This is a genomic window from Pseudomonas sp. MAG733B (assembly GCF_036884845.1).
Taxonomy (GTDB): domain Bacteria; phylum Pseudomonadota; class Gammaproteobacteria; order Pseudomonadales; family Pseudomonadaceae; genus Aquipseudomonas.
Window position 1 is genome coordinate 1,025,109 of the sequence record NZ_CP145732.1, and the last position, 20,137, is coordinate 1,045,245.

Annotated in this window: 17 protein-coding genes; 16 read left to right on the forward strand and 1 reads right to left on the reverse strand. The window is 60.3% G+C overall.

Annotation, left to right across the window (positions count from 1 at the left end; translation table 11 throughout):
* Positions 1-247: 247 nt before the first annotated feature.
* The 15 genes from glnE to V6Z53_RS04735 all read left to right on the forward strand — a co-directional run bounded on the left by glnE (position 248) and on the right by V6Z53_RS04735 (position 18,256).
* Complete coding sequence (glnE, locus tag V6Z53_RS04665) at positions 248-3,187, forward strand: bifunctional [glutamate--ammonia ligase]-adenylyl-L-tyrosine phosphorylase/[glutamate--ammonia-ligase] adenylyltransferase (protein ID WP_338584373.1); 2,940 nt, start codon at positions 248-250, stop codon at positions 3,185-3,187.
* Positions 3,188-3,237: 50 nt separating this feature from the next.
* Positions 3,238-4,272: a lipopolysaccharide heptosyltransferase II gene (gene waaF, locus V6Z53_RS04670; protein WP_338584375.1), complete on the forward strand. Its 1,035-nt coding sequence runs from the start codon at positions 3,238-3,240 to the stop codon at positions 4,270-4,272.
* A 1-nt stretch (position 4,273) separates the two neighbouring features.
* Positions 4,274-5,335 carry a lipopolysaccharide heptosyltransferase I gene (waaC, locus tag V6Z53_RS04675; protein ID WP_338584377.1) on the forward strand — a complete coding sequence of 354 codons (1,062 nt, stop codon included), beginning with the start codon at positions 4,274-4,276 and terminating at the stop codon, positions 5,333-5,335.
* Positions 5,335-6,456: a glycosyltransferase family 4 protein gene (locus V6Z53_RS04680; protein WP_338584378.1), complete on the forward strand. Its 1,122-nt coding sequence runs from the start codon at positions 5,335-5,337 to the stop codon at positions 6,454-6,456. Before waaC ends, V6Z53_RS04680 begins: the two co-directional genes overlap by 1 nt.
* Positions 6,457-7,263: a lipopolysaccharide core heptose(I) kinase RfaP gene (rfaP, locus tag V6Z53_RS04685; protein WP_338584379.1), complete on the forward strand. Its 807-nt coding sequence runs from the start codon at positions 6,457-6,459 to the stop codon at positions 7,261-7,263.
* Positions 7,263-7,997: a lipopolysaccharide kinase InaA family protein gene (locus V6Z53_RS04690; protein WP_338584380.1), complete on the forward strand. Its 735-nt coding sequence runs from the start codon at positions 7,263-7,265 to the stop codon at positions 7,995-7,997. Before rfaP ends, V6Z53_RS04690 begins: the two co-directional genes overlap by 1 nt.
* Complete coding sequence (locus tag V6Z53_RS04695) at positions 7,994-8,746, forward strand: lipopolysaccharide kinase InaA family protein (protein WP_338584381.1); 753 nt, start codon at positions 7,994-7,996, stop codon at positions 8,744-8,746. The genes V6Z53_RS04690 and V6Z53_RS04695 overlap by 4 nt, the downstream gene beginning before the upstream one ends.
* Positions 8,746-10,197 (forward strand): lipopolysaccharide kinase InaA family protein, encoded by a 1,452-nt coding sequence (locus V6Z53_RS04700; RefSeq protein ID WP_338584382.1) that lies wholly within the window; start codon positions 8,746-8,748, stop codon positions 10,195-10,197. The genes V6Z53_RS04695 and V6Z53_RS04700 overlap by 1 nt, the downstream gene beginning before the upstream one ends.
* A gap of 240 nt (positions 10,198-10,437) precedes the next feature.
* Positions 10,438-10,773 carry a YceK/YidQ family lipoprotein gene (locus tag V6Z53_RS04705; RefSeq protein WP_338584383.1) on the forward strand — a complete coding sequence of 112 codons (336 nt, stop codon included), beginning with the start codon at positions 10,438-10,440 and terminating at the stop codon, positions 10,771-10,773.
* 165 nt (positions 10,774-10,938) lie between these two features.
* Entirely contained in the window at positions 10,939-12,696 is a 1,758-nt protein-coding gene (locus tag V6Z53_RS04710) for a carbamoyltransferase (RefSeq protein WP_338584384.1), read from the forward strand.
* A complete protein-coding gene (locus tag V6Z53_RS04715) occupies positions 12,680-13,810 on the forward strand; it encodes a glycosyltransferase (protein WP_338584386.1) in 1,131 nt (376 codons plus the stop codon). Before V6Z53_RS04710 ends, V6Z53_RS04715 begins: the two co-directional genes overlap by 17 nt.
* A complete protein-coding gene (locus V6Z53_RS04720) occupies positions 13,810-14,706 on the forward strand; it encodes an antimicrobial resistance protein Mig-14 (protein ID WP_338584387.1) in 897 nt (298 codons plus the stop codon). The genes V6Z53_RS04715 and V6Z53_RS04720 overlap by 1 nt, the downstream gene beginning before the upstream one ends.
* An 8-nt stretch (positions 14,707-14,714) precedes the next feature.
* Positions 14,715-16,115, forward strand: coding sequence for a PIG-L family deacetylase (locus V6Z53_RS04725; protein WP_338584388.1), 1,401 nt, complete (start codon positions 14,715-14,717; stop codon positions 16,113-16,115).
* Between the two features lie 84 nt (positions 16,116-16,199).
* A complete protein-coding gene (locus V6Z53_RS04730; RefSeq protein WP_338584389.1) occupies positions 16,200-17,156 on the forward strand; it encodes a glycosyltransferase in 957 nt (318 codons plus the stop codon).
* Positions 17,157-17,161: 5 nt separating this feature from the next.
* On the forward strand, positions 17,162-18,256 hold the full coding sequence (locus V6Z53_RS04735; protein WP_338584390.1) for a glycosyltransferase: 1,095 nt from the start codon (positions 17,162-17,164) through the stop codon (positions 18,254-18,256).
* Here the strand turns inward: V6Z53_RS04735 and V6Z53_RS04740 are convergent.
* Positions 18,251-18,856 (reverse strand): serine/threonine-protein kinase, encoded by a 606-nt coding sequence (locus V6Z53_RS04740; protein ID WP_338586448.1) that lies wholly within the window; start codon positions 18,854-18,856, stop codon positions 18,251-18,253. The two genes, V6Z53_RS04735 and V6Z53_RS04740, sit on opposite strands and share 6 nt — an antisense overlap.
* A 108-nt stretch (positions 18,857-18,964) precedes the next feature.
* Between V6Z53_RS04740 and V6Z53_RS04745 the strand changes: the two genes are divergently transcribed.
* Positions 18,965-20,137, forward strand: coding sequence for an O-antigen ligase family protein (locus V6Z53_RS04745; protein ID WP_338584391.1), 1,173 nt, complete (start codon positions 18,965-18,967; stop codon positions 20,135-20,137).

Consider the following 20,137-nt stretch of genomic DNA (forward strand, 5'->3'; position numbering starts at 1 on the left):
ATTTCAGCCTTACTAATGTATATACGAGTAGTAAAACTACAGATGAGCGGCTTGTGGCCCCCGACTGTGTTGTGAGAATAATCGTTAAGGTTGGTCTTTTTCCAACTGTATAAGGTGAAAGCTTGATGTTGGCTGCCAATAATAAAGAAATTTCAGCTATTTCTAACTTTTGTTCGACACTCAATCAGGTAGTGGGTTTGCGAGATTCACTACATGCAGCCCGTTGCACGCCGATCAAGGATAGACCATGAGCCTCCCTTCGCTTGCCCAACTGCCCGCCATTCTGTTGCCGTTTGTCACCCGCGCCGAGCAGTCGTTCCGTACTGCGGTCGCCGCTCTGGATGACGATCATGGCCTGTCGACCTGGACGCCTGAGCGCTGGGCGCAATTCGCCCGCGTGACCGCCGCCAGCGATTTCGTGATTGAACAGAGCGTGCGTGACCCTTTGATGTTGCTGGAGCTGGTGCGCTCCGGCGAACTGGATCGCAGCTTTGCCCCCGGCGAGTTGTGCGCGCAGATCGCTGCAGCGACGAACGCTGCCGAAACCGATGATCAATTGGGCCGTGCCTTGCGCCGCCAGCGCACTCGCCACCAGGTGCGCATCATCTGGCGCGATCTCAACCGCCAGGCCGATCTGGTCCAGACCTGCCGCGATCTCTCCGACATGGCCGATGCCAGCATCGATCAAGCCTATCAATGGTTGTACACGCGCCATTGCCAGCAATTCGGCGTGCCGACCGGGCGACGCAGCGGCGAGACGCAGCAGATGGTGGTCCTGGGCATGGGCAAGCTCGGTGCGGTGGAGCTCAATCTGTCGTCGGACATCGACCTGATCTTCGCCTACCCCGAGGGCGGTGAAACGGTCGGTGTAAAACGTCCGCTGGATAACCAGGAATTTTTCATCCGTCTCGGCCAGCGCCTGATCAAGGCCCTGGACCCGATGACCGTCGACGGTTTTGTGTTCCGTGTCGACATGCGTTTGCGCCCTTACGGTTCGGCGGGTGCGCTGGTGCTGAGTTTCAACGCGCTGGAGCAGTATTACCAGGATCAGGGCCGCGACTGGGAACGCTACGCGATGATCAAGTCGCGGGTGGTGGCCGGCGATCAAGTGGCCGGCGCGCAACTGCAAGAAATGCTGCGGCCGTTCGTTTACCGGCGCTATCTGGATTTTTCCGCCATCGAAGCGCTGCGCACTATGAAGCAGCTGATCCAGCAGGAAGTGCGGCGCAAGGGCATGGCCGATAACATCAAGCTCGGTTCCGGCGGCATTCGTGAAGTGGAGTTTATCGCCCAGGCCTTCCAGCTGATCCACGGTGGTCGCGACTTGAGCCTGCAACAGCGCCCATTGTTGAAAGTGCTGAGCACCCTGGAAGGTCAGGGTTACCTGCCGCCAGCGGTGATCAGCGAACTGCGCGAAGGCTACGAATTCCTGCGCTACACCGAACATGCGATCCAGGCGATCGCCGACCGCCAGACCCAGATGCTGCCGGATGGCGCTCAGGATCAGGCGCGCATTGCCTTTATGTTGGGTTTTGACGATTGGTCGGCGTTTCATGAGCAATTAATGTACTGGCGCGGCCGTGTGGCCTGGCATTTCGGTCAGGTGATCGCCGATCCCGATGAAGAGGAGGGTGCCGAAAGTGAAGTGGTGGTCGGTGGTGAGTGGCTGCCGTTGTGGGAAGAAGCCCAAGACGAAGAAGCGGCCTGCCGTCAGCTGGAGGAGGGCGGTTTTGCCGATGCCCCAAAAGCGCTGAAGGCCTTGGCCGGCTTGCGCAGCAGCCCGCAATTGCGTGCCATGCAGCGACTGGGGCGCGAGCGTCTTGATGCTTTTATTCCGCGCTTGCTGGCGCAAGCCGTGGAACACGCCAATCCCGATCTGGTGCTGGAGCGGGTGCTGCCACTGGTGGAAGCCGTGGCGCGGCGTTCTGCTTATCTCGTTTTGCTGACCGAAAACCCCGGCGCACTGCGCCGCTTGCTGACGTTGTGCGCGGCGAGCCCGTGGATCGCCGAGCAGATCACCCGTTTCCCGTTGCTGCTCGATGAGTTGCTCAACGAAGGCCGGCTGTTCAAACCGCCCCTGGCGCCGGAGTTGGCCGCCGAATTGCGCGAGCGGCTGACGCGGATTCCCGAGGACGACCTCGAACAGCAAATGGAAGCCTTGCGTCATTTCAAACTGGCGCACCGCTTGCGGGTTGCCGCTTCGGAAATCGCCGGTAGCCTGCCGTTGATGAAAGTCAGCGATTACCTGACCTGGCTCGCCGAAGCGATTCTTGAGCAAGTGTTGGCCCTGGCCTGGCGGCAGACTGTCGCCAAGTACGGCACGCCGTTGCGCACAGATGGCAGCTTGTGCGATCCGGGCTTCATTATTGTCGGTTATGGGAAAGTCGGTGGCCTGGAACTCGGGCATGGTTCTGACCTGGACCTGGTGTTCATCCACGACGGTGATCCGCAGGCGGAAACCGACGGACCGAAACCGATCGATGGCGCGCAATTTTTCACCCGGCTCGGGCAGCGGATCATTCACTTGCTGACGGCGCAGACCAACTCAGGGCAGCTGTATGAAGTGGACATGCGCCTGCGACCGTCCGGCGCGTCGGGTTTGTTGGTAAGTTCACTTGGGGCCTTTTCCCGCTATCAGGAAAATGAAGCCTGGACCTGGGAACATCAGGCGCTGGTGCGTGCACGGGTGTTGGTGGGCAGCGAGGATGTCGGTCGCGCATTCGAGCAGGTTCGCGCTGCAATTCTGGGTAAAACGCGCGATTTGACGACGCTGCGCCAGGAGGTCAGCGAGATGCGCGCCAAGATGCGCGATAACCTCGGCAGCAAGAGCACGGCGGCCGGCACCGGGGCGAATGCCTTCGAAGCCACGGCGCCCTTCGACCTCAAGCAGGACGCCGGAGGTATCGTCGATATTGAATTTATGGTGCAATACGCGGCCCTGGCGTGGTCCGAAACACACCCGCCATTGCTGCGCTGGACGGACAACATCCGCATTCTGGAAGAGCTGGAACACGAAGGGTTGATGCCCGTCGAAGACGCCAGTCTGTTGCGTGAGGCCTATAAGGCTTACCGCTCCGCCGCCCACCGGCAGGCCTTGCAGAAGGACGCCGGGGTGATACCGGGCGATCAGTTCGCGGACGAACGGCGACAGGTCATGCGGATCTGGCGTGAGCTGGGGCTAAGCTGATTCTCGAAACGGGGAGGCCTTTGCCTCCCCGGATCGTTTTTGGAAACTACATGAAAATTCTGATCGTTGGGCCCAGTTGGGTCGGTGACATGGTGATGGCGCAGACACTGTTTCAGTGTCTCAAGCAACGCCACCCGCAATGCGAAATCGACGTGCTGGCCCCCGAGTGGAGCCGGCCAATTCTTGAGCGCATGCCCGAAGTTCGCCAGGCCTTGAGCTTCCCGCTCGGCCACGGCGCGCTGGAGCTGACGACGCGTCGGCGCATCGGCAAATCCCTGGCCGGCCAGTACGACCAGGCGATCCTGTTGCCCAATTCCCTGAAGTCGGCGCTGGTGCCGTTCTTCGCGGGTATTCCAAAGCGCACCGGCTGGCGTGGCGAATTCCGCTACGGCCTGCTCAATGATGTGCGCATGCTGGACAAAGATCGTTACCCGCTGATGATCGAGCGCTTCATGGCGCTGGCCTATGAGCCCGGTTTCGATTTGCCACAGCCGTATCCGCGTCCGAGCCTGCAGATCGATCCGGTGACCCGCGAGGCGGCACTGGCCAAATTCGACCTGACCCTTGATCGCCCGGTGTTGGCGCTGTGCCCCGGCGCCGAGTTCGGCGAATCCAAGCGCTGGCCGTCCGAGCACTACGCCAAGGTGGCCGAAGCGAAAATTCGCGAGGGTTGGCAAGTCTGGCTGTTCGGTTCGAAAAACGATCATGCCGTGGGTGAAGACATCCGTTCACGGCTGATTCCCGGTTTGCGCGAAGAGTCGGTGAACCTCAGTGGCGGCACCTCGCTGGCCGAGGCCATCGATCTGCTGTCCTGCGCCGACTCGGTGGTGTCCAACGACTCCGGCCTGATGCACGTCGCTGCCGCGTTGAACCGCCCGCTGGTGGCGGTCTACGGTTCGACCTCTCCGGGCTTCACGCCGCCGCTGGCCGAGCATGTCGAGATCGTGCGCCTGGGCATCGAATGCAGCCCTTGCTTCGACCGCACCTGCCGTTTCGGCCATTACAACTGCCTGCGCCAGCTGATGCCGCAAGCGGTGAACGAAGCCTTGCAGCGTTTGCAGGGCACTGTGGTCGAGGTCAAATAGTTTGCGCGTACTGCTGATCAAGACTTCATCGCTGGGCGACGTGATTCACGCGTTGCCGGCGCTGACCGACGCGGCGCGGGCGATCCCCGGCATCAAGTTCGACTGGGTGGTGGAAGAAGGCTTCGCCGAAATCCCGACCTGGCACCCGGCGGTGGGCAAGGTGATTCCGGTGGCAATCCGTCGCTGGCGCAAGAACATCTGGCAAACCATCAAGAGCGGCGAGTGGAAGCGCTTCAAGCAAAGCCTTCGCGCGACTAAATACGATCTGGTCATCGATGCCCAGGGTCTGCTGAAAAGCGCTTTGCTGACCCGTTATGTGAAAGCACCGGTGGCTGGCCTCGATAAAGCGTCGGCGCGCGAGCCGATCGCTGCACGTTTCTACAATCGACGCCTGGCGGTTGCCCGTGGCCAGCACGCGGTGGAGCGAGTGCGGCAGTTGTTCGCCATCGCCCTGGGTTACGACTTGCCCAAAGGTTTGGGCGACTATGGCCTGAGTGTCGAGCGCCTGGTGGAATTGCCGCGCAAGAATCCTTACGTGCTGTTCCTGCACGGCACCACCTGGGACACCAAACACTGGCCTGAAGCCTATTGGCGTGAGCTGACCGAGCGTGTCGGTTATCTCGGTGTGGGCGTAAAACTGCCATGGGGCAACGCAGCGGAGAAAGCCCGCGCCGAGCGCATCGCCGCTGGGTTCAAGCACGCCGAAGTGTTGCCGAAGCTGAACCTGGCCGGTGTCGGCAAGGTGCTGGCCGGCGCGCAGGCGTGCGTGGCGGTGGACACCGGTCTCGGTCACCTGGCCGCTGCGCTGGATGTGCCGACGCTGTCGCTGTTCGGTCCGACCAACCCCGGCCTGACCGGCGCCTACGGCAAGTCGCAGATTCACCTGGCCAGCGACTTCCCGTGCGCACCGTGCCTGCAAAAGAAATGCACTTATCAACCGACGGCCGAAGATGCCCGTCAGTTTGACCTTAAACGCGAGTGGCCACTGTGCTTCACGCGTCTGAATCCCGAGCGTGTCGCCAGCCGACTGAGCACGTTGTTACTGGCTGAGGAGCTGCGCTGATGCAATTGGCATTTGTCCTGTACAAGTACTTTCCGTTTGGTGGCTTGCAGCGCGACTTCATGCGCATCGCTCTGGAGTGCCAGAAGCGCGGCCATCAGATCCGTGTCTACACGCTGATCTGGGAAGGCGACGTGCCGCCGGGATTCGAAGTGCTGGTGGCGCCGGTCAAGGCGTTCTTCAACCATCGTCGCAACGAAAAGCTCAGCGAGTGGATGGAAGCGGACCTGGCCAAGCGTCCGGTGGACCGTTTGATCGGCTTCAACAAAATGCCCGGCCTGGACGTCTACTACGCCGCCGACGGTTGCTTCGAAGACAAAGCGCAAAACCTGCGTAACTCGCTGTACCGCCGCTGGGGTCGCTATCGCCACTTCGCCGAGTACGAACGCGCGGTGTTTGCCAAAGACGCAAAGACTGAAGTGCTGATGATTTCCGAAGTGCAGCAGCCGCTGTTCATCAAGCATTACGACACGCCGCTGGAGCGCTTCCATCTGCTGCCGCCGGGCATCGCCCAGGACCGTCGCCGTCCAGCGAATGCTGATGAAATTCGCGCCGGGTTCCGTGCCGAATTCAACCTCAAGGACGATGAATTGTTGCTGGTGCAGATCGGCTCCGGGTTCAAGACCAAGGGCGTCGATCGCAGCCTCAAGGCGTTGGCGGCATTGTCCGCTGATCTGAAGAAACGCACCCGGCTGTTTGTAATCGGCCAGGACGACCCCAAATTGTTCCAGATGCAGAGCGCGACATTAGGGCTTGGTGACAACGTGACGTTCCTCAAGGGTCGCAGCGATATTCCGCGTTTCCTGTTGGGCGCCGATCTGTTGATCCACCCGGCATACAACGAAAACACCGGCACCGTGCTGCTTGAAGCGCTGGTGGCCGGGTTGCCGGTATTGGTGAGCGCAGTCTGTGGTTACGCCCATTACATTGCCGAGGCCGACGCCGGCCTGGTACTGGACGAGCCGTTCGAACAGGCGCAACTGACACAGTACCTGACCGGCATGTTGAACGACGCTCAAGCACGGGCGGCCTGGAGCCGCAACGGTCTGGCCTTCGCCGAGACGGCCGACCTCTACAGCATGCCGCAGCACGCGGCCGATGTGATTCTGGCGGAGCACGCTTAAATGAAGTTGATGCTGGCTGAACCGTTCAAGAGCCTTTGGGCCGGGCGCGACCCGTTTGCCGAAGTCGAAGGCTTGCAGGGCGAGGTGTACCGCGAACTTGAAGCTCGCCGCACCCTGCGCACTGAAGTGAACGGCAACGGGTTTTTCGTGAAGATCCACCGTGGCATTGGCTGGGGCGAAATCTTCAAGAACCTGCTCACCGCCAAATTGCCGGTACTCGGTGCCGGCCAGGAATGGAAAGCCATCCAGCGCCTGCAAGAAGTCGGCGTGCCAACCATGACCGCCGTCGCTTACGGCGAAAAGGGCAGCAACCCGGCGGATCAGCATTCGTTCATCGTCACCGAAGAACTGGCGCCGACCGTCAGCCTCGAAGACTTCAGCATCAACTGGATCAAGCAGCCGCCTGAGCCAAAACTCAAGCGTGCACTGATCGCTGAAGTGGCGCGTATGACCGGCATGATGCACCGCGCCGGGGTCAATCACCGCGACTGCTACATTTGCCACTTTCTGCTGCACACCGACAAACCGGTGACCGCTGAAGACTTCAAGCTCTCGGTGATCGACCTGCACCGTGCCCAGACCCGTCCGGCGATCACCGCGCGCTGGCGCAACAAGGATCTGGCGGCGCTGTACTTTTCGGCGCTGGACATCGGCCTCACCCGCCGCGACAAATTGCGCTTCCTCAAAGGCTATTTCCAGCAACCGCTGCGGCAGATTCTCAGTGAGGAAGCCGGGCTGTTGAGCTGGCTCGAAAGCAAGGCCAACAAACTCTACGATCGCAAGCAGCGATACGGGGACGCCCTCTGATGGCGGGTTGGAAACTGGAGCCTGAGTACAGCGACCTGGCGGGCGATTTCGGCAGCCTCGACGCGGTATTTGCGCTTGAGGGCGAGCGCCTGACCCGCGACCCGTTGTCCGAAGTCATTCGCGTTCAGCGCAATGGCGTCAATTATTACGTAAAACGCTACGTGGGTGCCGGCAAGGGCTTGCGTCGTTACCTGGGCAAGCCCCGGGTGAAGATGGAATGGCAAAACCTCAAGCGCTTTGCCAAGTGGGGCATTCCCACCGCCGAAGTGGTGGCGTGGGGGTTGGAACGTCGCGGTGCAGCGTACGACCGCGGCGCGATGATTACCCGTGAACTGCCCAATACCGAGGATCTGTCGGCGCTGGCCGAGCGGCACGATCCCAAGCTCGCCGACCGCGCCTGGGTCGACACCGTCAGCCGCCAGTTGGCCGGCTACACCCGGACCATGCACGATCATCGCTTCACCCATAACGATTTGAAGTGGCGCAACCTGCTGATCGACGACCATGCCCGGTTGTTCCTGATCGATTGTCCGAACGGCGATTTCTGGAGCGGTTTCTGGCTCAAGTACCGCATCACCAAGGACCTGGCCTGCCTGGACAAGGTCGCCAAGTATCAATTATCGACCACCCAGCGCCTGCGCTTTTATCTGCAATATTGCCAACGGACCCGGCTCAATGCCGCGGACAAGAAACGGATCCGGCACGTGGTGAGATTTTTCGAGGGACGCGAATGACTGATTTTCTGGCCGCCGAAGACCGTGCGTTGCTTGAACGCCACGGCCTCGGTACGTTCGACGCACTGTGGGCCCGGCAACTCGAAGCCGTGGACGAACCCAACACCCTTCGCGGTGGCTGGAGCAGCGTGTTTCGACTCGATCTGGAGGGTCAGGGCTTTTATCTCAAGCGTCAGAGCAACTACCAGATGCACACGTTGCACGCGCCCTTCGGTGAGCCGAGCTTCGCCCGGGAATTTCGCAACATCAGCCTCTATGAAAAGCTCGGTATTCCGGCGTTGAAGGCGGCGTTCTTCGGTGAGCGCAAAGTCGACGGCGAGGTCCGGGCGATCTTGCTGACCCGTGCTCTGGACGGTTGGGATGATCTGGATTCGTTGTTGCAGCGCTGGTCGGAACTGAGCGAGGCGCAACACAGCGCCATCATGCAGGCCTGCGGAAAGCTGGCGCAGCGCCTTCACGGCAAGCGTCAGGTGCATGGCTGCTTTTATCCCAAGCACATTTTCCTGTGCGCCTCCGGCGACGGCTATCAGGCCCAATTGATCGATCTGGAAAAGACCCGACCGTTACTGTTCGGTCAGCGTGACCGGGTCAAGGATCTGGAGCCTCTGTTGCGACGGGCGCCCGAGTGGAGTGAAGCGCAGTTGCGCATTTTGCTGGCCGCGTATCTGGATCAGCCGCAAGACAGCTCGCTTATCGACACTTGGCTCAATCGCCTGACCGCACGGCGTAACCGCAAGGGGAAACGTTGATGCGTTTGTCAGAACTGAAGAACGCCGGCCGCAGCCCGACGCTGCCGCTGAGCCTTTCGCTGGCCGATGCCGCCGGACCGGCGGATTTGCAGCTGCTGAGTCTGTTGCGGGTGTTGCCCGGGCAGCGATATGTCGGGGCCGGTGTCTGGCGTGGCCGTCCGGTGCTGGCCAAATTGCTGGTCGGTGCCAAAGCGGCGCGGCATTTTCAGCGGGAGCTGGATGGCGTGCGCCTGCTGGCGGCGCAAGGCTTGACCACACCGCTGCTGTTGGCTGACGGGCTCAAGGACGGCGAGGGCGGTTGGCTGCTGTTCGAGTTTCTGGAAAACGCCGCAAGCCTCGGTGATGCCTGGCAGCAGGTCGAGCATCTGCCAGTGTTGGCCGATGAGCAAACGGCGGTGCTGGCGGAAGCCTTGGGCGCCATCGGCCAGATGCACCGCAAAGGCCTGTGGCAGGAAGACCTGCACCTGGACAACCTGCTGCGCCAGGGCAATCGTCTGTATTTGATCGATGGCGCCGGAATCTGCACCGAAACGCCAGGCCAGCCGCTGTCGCGGCAGAAAGTCCTGGAAAACCTCGGGGTGTTTTTCGCTCAATTGCCCAAGTCGCTTGAGCCGTTCACCGAAGAATTGCTGGTGTACTACCTGCTGAGCAATGGCGAGCACGCCTTGCCCATGGAGGCGTTGCAGAAGCAGATCGACAAGGTCCGCCGCTGGCGCCTCAAGGACTACCTCATCAAGGTCGGCCGCGAATGCACGCTGTTCAGCGTCCAGCGCGACGCGTTCGGCTTGCGGGCGATTCGTCGCGAGGAAGAAGCGGCGATGTTGCCGGTGCTTGAACAGGCCGATGCCTTGCTCGATCAGGGCCACTTGTACAAGACCGGCGGCGCGGCAAGCGTCGGCAAGGTAGAGGTGGATGGCCGCACGCTGGTGATCAAGCGCTACAACATCAAGGGGTTTGCCCACTGGCTCAAACGCTTCTGGCGCCCGAGCCGCGCCTGGCACTCCTGGCGCGAAGGCAATCGCCTGGCGTTCCTCGGGATCGCCACACCCAAGCCGCTGGCGTTGCTGGAAAAGCGCTTTCTGTGGCTGCGCAGCCGCGCGTATCTGATCACCGAGCATCTGCCCGGGCCGGACATCATCGAGCGCTTTGCGCCGTATGTTGAAAGCGGTGATGCACCGGAATCCGAACTGGCGGCGCTGGATCATTTGTTTGCCGAACTGATTCGTGAGCGCATCAGTCACGGCGACTTCAAGGGTCACAACCTGTTCTGGCAGGAGGATCGCTGGGCGCTGATCGATCTGGATTCGATGTGCCAGCACGGCTCGCTCGCCAGTTTTGCACCGGCGTATGCGCGGGATCGGGCGCGGTTCATGCGGAATTGGCCGGAAAGCAGTGCGCTGTATCAGGTTATCGATCAGCGTTTGCCCAAAGATATCTCCAGCGCGGCCTGAATCGGACCTTCGGTCCTTTCGCGAGCAAGCCCGCTCCCACATTAGCTCCCCGGCGAACACAATATTTGTGCGCAACATGGATCAAGTGTGGGAGCGGGCTTGCTCGCGAAGGGGCCCAGCCAGCCGATGAAGATTAGGGACAAGTTCTTGTGAACCGTCCTACGCAATCTTCGGAAGCCATGAACTGTGGCCCGATTCCCCCCAATGCTAGTTTGCCCAGACGTTCTCGGAGGGCAGGCTTTGACAATAAAAATGGCAGTTGCATCGGGCGTTATCTCGCTGGCTTTGACCGGCTGCGGGACCGCCGTAACGGTTCTGCAGGACGATGCCGACGCGGCTCAGGGGCTGCGAAGGCAAAAAACCTATTGCCAGTCCATTCCCAGGGTTTACAGCGGCCTCTCCTACGATTTCTGTGTGTTGAATGCACCGCCCGATCCCACGGGTATCCTCGTACCACTTGTATTGCTGGACCTGACCTTGTCCGGCGCTCTGGACACCGTTGTCTTGCCGTACACGATTTACCGGCAAGGCGTGGACGGCAATATCCTTATCTACTGGCGACCCGCGCGCGGATAAACACCGGCAAGGTCATGGCCGAAAAAGCATGCCGTTAGCCGCTAGAGGCTTGCCGCTGCTTTTAAGCTATAATCCCGCCCTTTAGCTGTCTCTCGCCCCTTGCGAGGGCACATTAATTTTTGAGGCGCGTTGCGCCTGCACGCAGACTAAAGAGGCTAGACCCCTGTGGCATTGACGATTCTTGGCCTGTCCGGCGCCCTTAGCCATGATCCTTCCGCAGCCTTGTACATCGACGGCAAGCTGGTCGCGGCGGCTGAAGAAGAGCGCTTTGTGCGCGATAAACATGCAAAGAACCGCATGCCCTACGAATCGGCGAAGTTCTGCCTGGAACAGGCCGGCATCAAACCTTCCGACGTTGACGTGGTAGCGATCCCGTTCGCTCCGATCAGCCTGTTCGGCAAGGCCCGCTGGCAGTACGCCAAGCGTTACTGGTACGCCCCGGATCGTGCACTCGACGCGATCCTGATGGGCAACCGTCGCTACAAGCGCTATCGCAACAAGATCGTCTGGTGCCTGGAACAACTGGGTTTTGATCCGAAGAAGATCAAGATCGAGCCGGTCGAGCACCACCTGGCCCACGCCTCCAGCGCTTATCACTGCTCCGGTTTCAAAGAGAAAACCGCGATCCTGGGCATCGACGGCAAGGGTGAGTACGCCACGACCTTCTTCGGTTATGGCGAAAACGGCAAGATCCACAAGATCAAGGAATTCTTCGATCCGGACTCCCTCGGCGGCCTCTACGGCGCGATCACCGAGTTCCTCGGTTTCGACATGCTCGACGGTGAGTTCAAGGTCATGGGCATGGCGCCGTACGGCGACGCCAGCAAATACGATTTCTCGCGCCTGGCCTCGTTCGAAAACGGCGAGCTGGTGATCAATACCGACTACGCCAACGTCATCGGCCTGCGTCGTTATAAAGAGAAGGGCAAGGGTTACTACTTCTCGCCGAAGCTGATCGAGTGGCTGGGTCCGAAGCGCGAAGGCGACATCGCCGACGAGCCGTATATCCACTACGCCGCCAGCATTCAAGCGCTGTTCGAAAAAATTTCGCTGCAGATGATCGACCACTACCTGGGCGACGTGCTCAAGGAAACCGGCAAACTGGCCTATGCCGGTGGCTGTGCGTTGAACGTCAAGCTGAACCAGAAAATCATTGCCCGCGACGACGTCAAAGAGCTGTTCGTACAGCCTGCGTCCGGTGATGCCGGCACCGCCGTCGGCGCTGCTGCCTATGTGTCTCACGCCCGTGGCGTACCGGTCGAGAAGATGGAACACGTCTACCTCGGCCCGTCGTACAGCAACGAAGACGTGATTGCCGCGTGCGCCCGTCACGAGAACAAGCCGACCTGGCGCAAGCTCGACAACATGCCGGAGCAGATCGCCAAGATCATGGTCGACGGCAACCCGGTGGCCTGGTTCCAGGGCCGCATGGAGTTCGGTCCGCGCGCACTGGGCGGTCGTTCGATCATCGGTTGCCCGAGCATTCCCGGCGTGGCTGACCGCATCAACCACCAGATCAAGTTCCGCGAGCGCTGGAGGCCTTTCTGCCCGTCGATGCTCGACACCGTCGCGCCACAGATGATCAAGATCGATCACCCGGCACCGTTCATGACCTTCACCTTTGAAGTGGCGGAAGAGTGGAAAACCCGCGTGCCGGAAGTCGTCCACGAAGACGGCACTTCCCGGGCCCAGGTGCTCAAGCGCGAATACAACCCGCGCTACTACGACATGATGAAGGCGCTGGAAGTACTGACCGGCAACGGCGTGTCGCTGAACACCTCGCTCAACCGTCGTGGCGAACCGATGATCTGCTCGCCGACCGATGCACTGAACATGTTCTTCGGATCGGATCTACAGTATCTGATCATGGAAGACATCCTGGTGGTCAAAGAGGGCGCGAACACCTATGACACGCTCGGCTGAACGCCATGTGTTGCAGTTCTGCCACGGCTATGACGGGCCGTTTCTGGACTGTGCCCGGCAGTACGCCAGCCTGTTCGCGGGGACCGGTTATCGCGTGACCACGGTGTTTCTCACCGGGGTCGCCGACGCCGAAGTCGCTGCGGGTTGCGCTTCCGACGAAGTGTTGTTCATGGAATACAGCTCCAAGGCCATTCGTGGTCTGAAGCTGGGCGCCATCGGCGATCTGCGCAAGATCGCCGCTTCGCGCAACTTCAGTTTCTGCATCGCCCATCGCTTCAAGCCGATCTACATCGCCTTGCTCGGCACGTCGTTGCCGGTGATTGGCGTGCATCACGCGTTTGACGATTACAAACGAGGTACGCGCAAACTGTTCGCGCAGATTTTCCGCAAGCGCCTGAGCCTGCTCGGGGTGTCCGATGCGGTGCGCGATGACATGCGCCGTTGCCTGCCAAAGTGGTCGGCGTCGCGGATTCAGACGCTCTATAACCGCATCGATGTGCAAACGTTGCAGGACAGCCAGGTGACGGCTCGCAAGGCTCGGGAAATTCTCGGGCTGGCGCCGGATGCCTGGGTGGTCGGCAACGTCGGACGGCTGCATCCGGACAAGGATCAGGCCACATTACTGGACGGTTTTGCCGCGGCGCTGCCGGGGTTGCCGGCCAGCAGTCAGTTGGTGATTCTCGGTAGTGGCCGTCTGGAGCAGGATCTCAAGGCTCAGGCCCGGGAGTTGGGGATTGGCGATCGCGTCCTGTTCCTCGGCCAGGTGCCCGAAGCACGGCGCTATTTCCGTGCATTTGACGTGTTCGCCCTGAGTTCCGATCACGAGCCGTTCGGCATGGTGCTGCTCGAAGCCATGGCCGCCGGCGTACCGTTGCTCGCCACCGCGTGTGGTGGGGCAAAGGAAGTGGTCGAGGGCGTGGGCATTCTGTTCCCCCTGGGCGATGCCGAACACCTGGCTCAAGGGCTGCAACATCTGGCCGCGATGGACGATCAGCAACGTCGCCAATGCGCCGAGCTGATGCTCGATCGCTTGCGCGAACGCTTCTCCGACCGCGCGGTACGCGATGCTTTCTGGCATTTGCCACACGTTATCGAACTGGCACCGAGGGGCTGATGCTCAACCGATTTCAAGGCTGGCGCGAACGTGGCTGGTTGGTAGCCGATGCCTCGACTTACGCCGAGGCCTGGCAGCGTTATGGCGGCAGCGTCGCGACCCATCCAATGGTGGTCGAGCGTCTGGCGCAGTTGGCCGATATCCCGGTGCGTTACCTGGCCTGGGAGCAAAACGGCGAAGTCAAAGCAGCGATCCCGACTTGGGGACGCGACCTTGCCTTGTCCAAAGACGTGCTCAAGCGTCGCGGCAAAAAAGGCCTGTTCGACCTCGGCAACGCCGAGATCATTCTGCCTGCCGCTGAAGATGCCCAGGCACCGCTGCGTCACCGTGGTCGTTACTTGTCGGCGCTGAACGAAAGCCGTTTCACCGGCATCAAGTTGCAGACCGAACAACTGGCCATGGCCCGCACGCCTGAAGAATTGTCGAAGAAATTTCGCTACAACCAGCGCCGTGAATTGCGTTTGCTGGAAGAAGCGGGCGGCACGGTGCGGCCGGTGTCCGAGTTTTCCAGTGGCGAGCTGGCGGCGATTTACTGCGACTTGTTCCAGCGCCGCTGGGGCTTCCCGGCGACCGGCGCCGAGCGCATGGCCGAAGTCATCGAGTTGCTGCGCGAGTTGCTGATCGGTTCGGTGATTTTCCTCAACGATGCGCCGATCGCGATTCAACTGGTGTACCGCGTCGAGACACCGCAGTGGATCAGCGTCGAGTACATCAATGGCGGCGTCGACCCTGAAACCCGCGAGTTCAGCCCCGGCAGCGTGCTGAGTTTTCTCAACACCCAAAGTGCCTGGGAACATGCCCGGGCGCTGGAAAAGCCCTTGCGCTTTTCCTTCGGTCGCGCCGACCGGGAATACAAGGATCGCTGGTGCAACCCTGTGCCGGTCTACACCGTATGAGTCAGCCCATGAGCCGCAAACAGCAACTGCTCAAGCGCCATCGACGCAACAAACGCATCGGTCTGTTGATCGCACTGGCGGTGTTGGTCGCCATCGGTGTGATGGTGGCTTGGTGGTTGCCGCTGGTGCTGGCGGTGCTGGGCTGGATCGCCCACGAAGCCTGGTTTGCCGATCATCTGTTCTACTCGCCCAACGACGATTACCAGTACAACTTCCCGCCCTACACGCCAAAACCCAAGGTCCATCTGAGCGGCGACCGCCTGCGACTGGACGACGGTGTGATGCTGGTCGACGACGCGACGCTGGTGTTGGCGCTGCGGATCAAAAGCACATGGCTGGGGCGTTTTCTCGATCCGGTGGTGGAGTTGTCCGGGGGTGATAACCCGGACCGACAAACCTTCGAACGTGGTGTGAACGGCCTGCGTTACCTCAATCTCAGTGGTCAGGCGCAGGTGCTGTCACGAGGCGAATTGCGTCTGCGCGGGCGTTATTGCCGACTGCTCGGCGAGCCTGTGTTGTGGGCGTTCGAACATCCGGATTACCGCCGTCAGCGGGTGATGGTCATCGCGCCCCATGCCGATGATGCGGAGTTGGCGGCCTACGGTTTGTACAGCCAGGCCGATGAAACCTGGGTCGTCACACTGACGGCCGGTGAAATCGAAGCCGAACACTATCAGCAGATGGGCTTGGGCAAGGTCGAGGCCGCGCGGCTCAAAGGCCGTTTGCGTGCCTGGGACAGTATTGCGGTGCCGCGCTGGGCCGGGGTGCCTGAAAGCCGTTGCGTGCAGTTGGGCTATTTTTGTCTGCAACTGGCGGCCATGCAAGCCTCGCCTGCTCAGCCGGCAGGCTCGCGCGAAGCGGACTTGAACGACACCCGGTTGTTTCGCCAGTTGAACCCGTTTGCCTTGCCGGGCGATGTCGACGGTGCGCCGACCTGGAACAATTTGTTGGCCGACCTGCGTGAGCTGCTGCTGCGGGCACAGCCTGAAGTGATCGTGCTGCCACACCCGAGCCTTGATCCACACCCGGATCATATCTGCGCTCACGCAGCAGTTCTCGAAGCCTTGAACGGGCTCGACTGGCAGCCGACGCTGCTCGGTTACGCCAATCACCTGCATGACAACGATCGCTGGCCAATGGGCGATAGCGGTGCCGGTGTGACGTTGCCACCGGTGTTCGATCCGGCCTCGTTGCTGCATCCCTACTGCCTTCTGCTGGCTCAGTCGCAGCAGCGGGACAAGGCCATGGCACTGGGTATGATGCATGACTTGCAGCCCAGGGCCCCGTTCAAACGACGGTTACGTCGCGGGTTGCAGCGACTGCTGGCCGGGCGCTCCGGCTCGCCCTATGGCGAGAACGAGTTTTTTCGCAAGGCTGTGCGTCGCCATGAGCTGTTCTGGCATTTGTAAAGTGTTACGGGCCTGAAGTCCGCCTGCTGCGAGCAGGAAGGGTGTCAGGTGTTGCTCGGTTTGCCTGTTGCGGCAAGGAAGACGATGAAAGTTCTATTTCTGGTGCAGAAAGATCAACGGGCCATCCTGGACCGTTTGTACGACGGCGTGGCGGCTCATTGCGAGTGCGACCTGCGGTGGCTGAGCAGCAGTGAACAGCGCAACCTGCGCAGCTATTTCCGGCGCGAAGTCGATGTCTCGCGCTATGACCGCATCGTGTTTTTCCTGCGCTTCAAGCAGGAAATCCGTCAGGTCGGGTTTATACGCACGATCCCCAACTTGGTGATTCTCGAACACGATGCGTACCAGAACTACATTCCTTGCAAGTACACCGGCAAGTTCAGCGCGCACTACCGCCGGCTGCCGTGGGCGCGAGTCATCAGTTCCGGTTTCGTTGTCACCGAACGGCTGCGCGGCGAGGGGTTCGACGCGGTGTTCGTGCCCAAGGGTTACGACCAGACGCAACTCGAGGATCAAGGCCGCGAGCGGGATATCGAACTGGCTTTTGTCGGCAGCACCAACAGTGTCGCCTACAGTGGACGCAAGGCCCTGCTCGATGAGTTGGCCCGTGTCGAACCCCTGGTGGTCACTCGCACGAAATCCGGTGAGGAGTACCGCGACACGCTCAACCGTATTCGCTTTTTCGTCAGTGCCGATGTCGGCATGGGCGAATTCATGATCAAAAATTTCGAGGCCATGGCCTGCGGTTGTGTGTTGCTGGCGTATGACCAGGGGGAGGCGGAAAGCCAGGCGCTGGGGCTGCAGGATATGCACAACATTGTGTTCTATCAGAGCATCGCGCAGCTTCAGGAAAAGCTGGCGCTATTGCGCAGCGACCCGGAACTGGCACAGCGTATCGGCAGAAATGGTCGTGAGCTGGCGGTCAGCCAGTTCAGTTTTGCGCGCATCGGTCAGCGGATCGTCGAGGAACTCAAGCCTGCTTTGGGTGCTCGCGCACCGTTGAGTCTGCTGGAAAAAATCCGCCTGAATTTGGGCATTTGACTGCTATGAGCATTCTTAACGTCATGTGGGCCAGCGGTGCTCCGTTCGCCTCGACTCATAAGGTGCACCAACAGATATTGTCTCAGGCTCCGACCACCGTACCGATTGAAACCTGGCTGCTTCAGGGACATGCGTCCGACAGCGGGGTAGAAGTCGGTGAAGTGCGGGAGTGGGGGTTGTCCTCTGCCCGGTTGAAGGGGCGACATTTCTGGCGGTTGACCAGACCATGGATGCGCCACAGGTTTCAGCGTGCCCTCCAGGACAGCGATGCTCACGTACTGTTGCTCGATGGCCTGGGTGTAGCGCGAACGCTGCTGCCTGTGCTCGAGGTCTTGCCACATATCCGTGCGGTGGTGGTTTTCCATGGTTCGACGCGGGTTCACGCGACTGATCGGGCGCTCTTTCAGCGGCTCCCGGCTTCCCGGCTGACGGTGGTGGCTGTGTCGCAAACCCTCGCCACTTCGTTGAGCCAGGACCTGCAAGTACCGGTCACGACGCTGCGCAGCGCTTTCGACCCTGCTGCCTTCCGTTCGGCTCTGCTGCCGCGTGAGCAGGCGCGTGCGCGTTTGGGGCTGCACCTGGATAACACGCCGGTACTGGGAGCCGTCGGACGGCTGGTCGCAGGAAAAGGTTTCGGTTGCCTGCTCGATGCCTTTGCGGCGGCATTGCATGAACGGCCGGATCTGCTATTGGTAATTGTGGGAGAAGGTACGGCCCGTGCCGATCTGGAAGCGCGAATCGATACGCTTGGGCTTCGCGACCGGGTGTTGTTGCCGGGCCACGTCAACGATGTGGCGCAACTCTATCGTGCATTCGACTGGGTCGCGATGCCCTCGCTGAGCGAAGGCTTGGGACTCATCATGCAGGAAGCGGTGATGGCGGGCGTTCCGGTAATCGCCAGCGAACTGGACGTGTTCCGTGAGCAACTGGGCGATACTGGCTGGTACGCCCCGGTCGAGGATGTGAGTGCCTGGCGCGACGCCATTGTGCGAGCGTTCAGCGTCTCTGCCCAGACGATCGCGGCAGATCAGTATCAGGCACTCGCGCCGGATCAAGCCTGGCTAAGCTTCAGCCAGACCTCCCGGGCATTGCTTTCATGATGGCAGCAATGCTTGTTCGAGTGCTTGCATCGGAAAGCTGTCGTTCAGGTTCTCTCGTGCAATATAGCGCGCGAAGTGCTGCAGGTTGCGCTTGATCAAATGGCGGGGCAACGGCGCCCGCAGAAAACGCATGTCTGCCACATCGATGAGGCCCATGCGGTTATCGGGTGTCACCACGATGTTGCCCAGGTGCAGTGACCGGAAGTAAATCCCCGACTTATGAAGACTTTGTATCAGCCCGACCAGCTCCGGCAGGGCCTGCGGCCAGGTGAAGCCTTCCTTGCTGGCGATCTGGCGCAGGGTCTCTCCTGGCAGAGGCTGGTAAAGCACTGCAGTCATGCCCGGTGTTTGCAGTCGGTAGTACTGCAGGACCTGCAAGGTCGGCACACCGAGCTTTTGCAGTTCGGTGGCATTGTCGATGAAGCGTTTCGAGTAGGGACGAAACAGCGCGGAGGAAAAAATACGCTTGCGGCGGAACAGTTTCAGAATATTCCCATTCTGCAACAGGTAGACTTTCGGCCCAAAGCTGTCGGCTTCCAGTACTCTGGCGCCTTCAATCATCTGATTTAGAGCGGCTATCGAAAGCCTAGAACATTGCATCGTAGAAGCCTTGTTGGAATACGGGGTGTTGTGGCGGGCAATGATGCCGAAAAGTTTCAGCTTTAACCATGCCGGGCGGGGTGGGTGATTTTTCTCAGGGGTAATTTGATGCAAGAAAAACGCTGGGCGCAAGTATGGATGACAATAGGTCTGCTGTGGTTTTTGTTGGCCATCGCAGTTGCGCCTACCAACAAAATCTATCAACAAGGTTTGGTCGCATTGCTGTGGGTGCCGGCGATATTTTTTTCATGGTCCGCACGTTTCCGACTCCGGGAGTTGTTCTATGAGCAACGCTGGATCTACCTACCGATGCTCGGTCTTCTGGTCTGGTCGCTGATCAGTCTTGCATGGACGAACACTCCTGACCTCGCTCGCGAGGCCAAGCGTTTGCTCTATATCGTGGTGTTCCTGTTGTTCTTTCCGGTTTTTGCCAATGGCCGGCCCGAGCGTGTGATCCGCATCATGCAATGGGGAGGCATCGGGTTGGCAGCGACGGCGCTGGTAGCCATCGTCAGGTTTTATGGCGTTGACGGAAACGACTGGACTTCGCGTCTTCAGGGGTTGGGTGAGTTGTCTCATCCGATTCTGGGGGGCTATGTCATTGGGTTGGCAGCGGTATGGCTGGCTTTCTGGCCTCCGAACAACCGCAGGATGCAAGGAGTCTGGGCGGTTGCTCTGGGCCTGCTTTGCGCCTTTGTGATGCTTAGCCAGAGCCGCGGTGCCGGGGTGGCATTGTTTTTCACCATACTCGCCATGCCTGTGTGGAGCGGTGACCGACGCAGTCGCATCATCGCGGCGGTTGCATTGATCGTGGCGGTGCTGGCTGTCTGGTTCTTCGAATCCTTCGTCGTGGCGCGTGGGGTGTCTTATCGCCCGCAGATCCTGATAGCCAGTTTGCAGATGATCAGTGAGCATCCATGGCTTGGCCTGGGTCTTGGCGGTAATTACCGAGTGTTCGCTTCGGATCTGTATTTTGACCATACGCACAACTTGTTTACCCACGTGACCATCGAGTTGGGGTTGCCAGGACTGCTGTTGTGGTGTGCGATTTGGCTTGCAGTACTGTACGAGGCCTGGAAAGTCCGCGAGACGCTCTATGCCAAGGGGATCATTGGCATCTGGCTGTTTTCGACACTGGCCATGCAGTTTGACGCCGCCAGTCTGTCCGGTACACCAAGGCCCGAATGGTTCATAAGCTGGTTACCCGTGGGGCTGGCCAGTCTTTTGGTGTGGGCGCGGGCCAATTCCGACGCCTGTGATAAAATTTCGCGTTCTACCTAA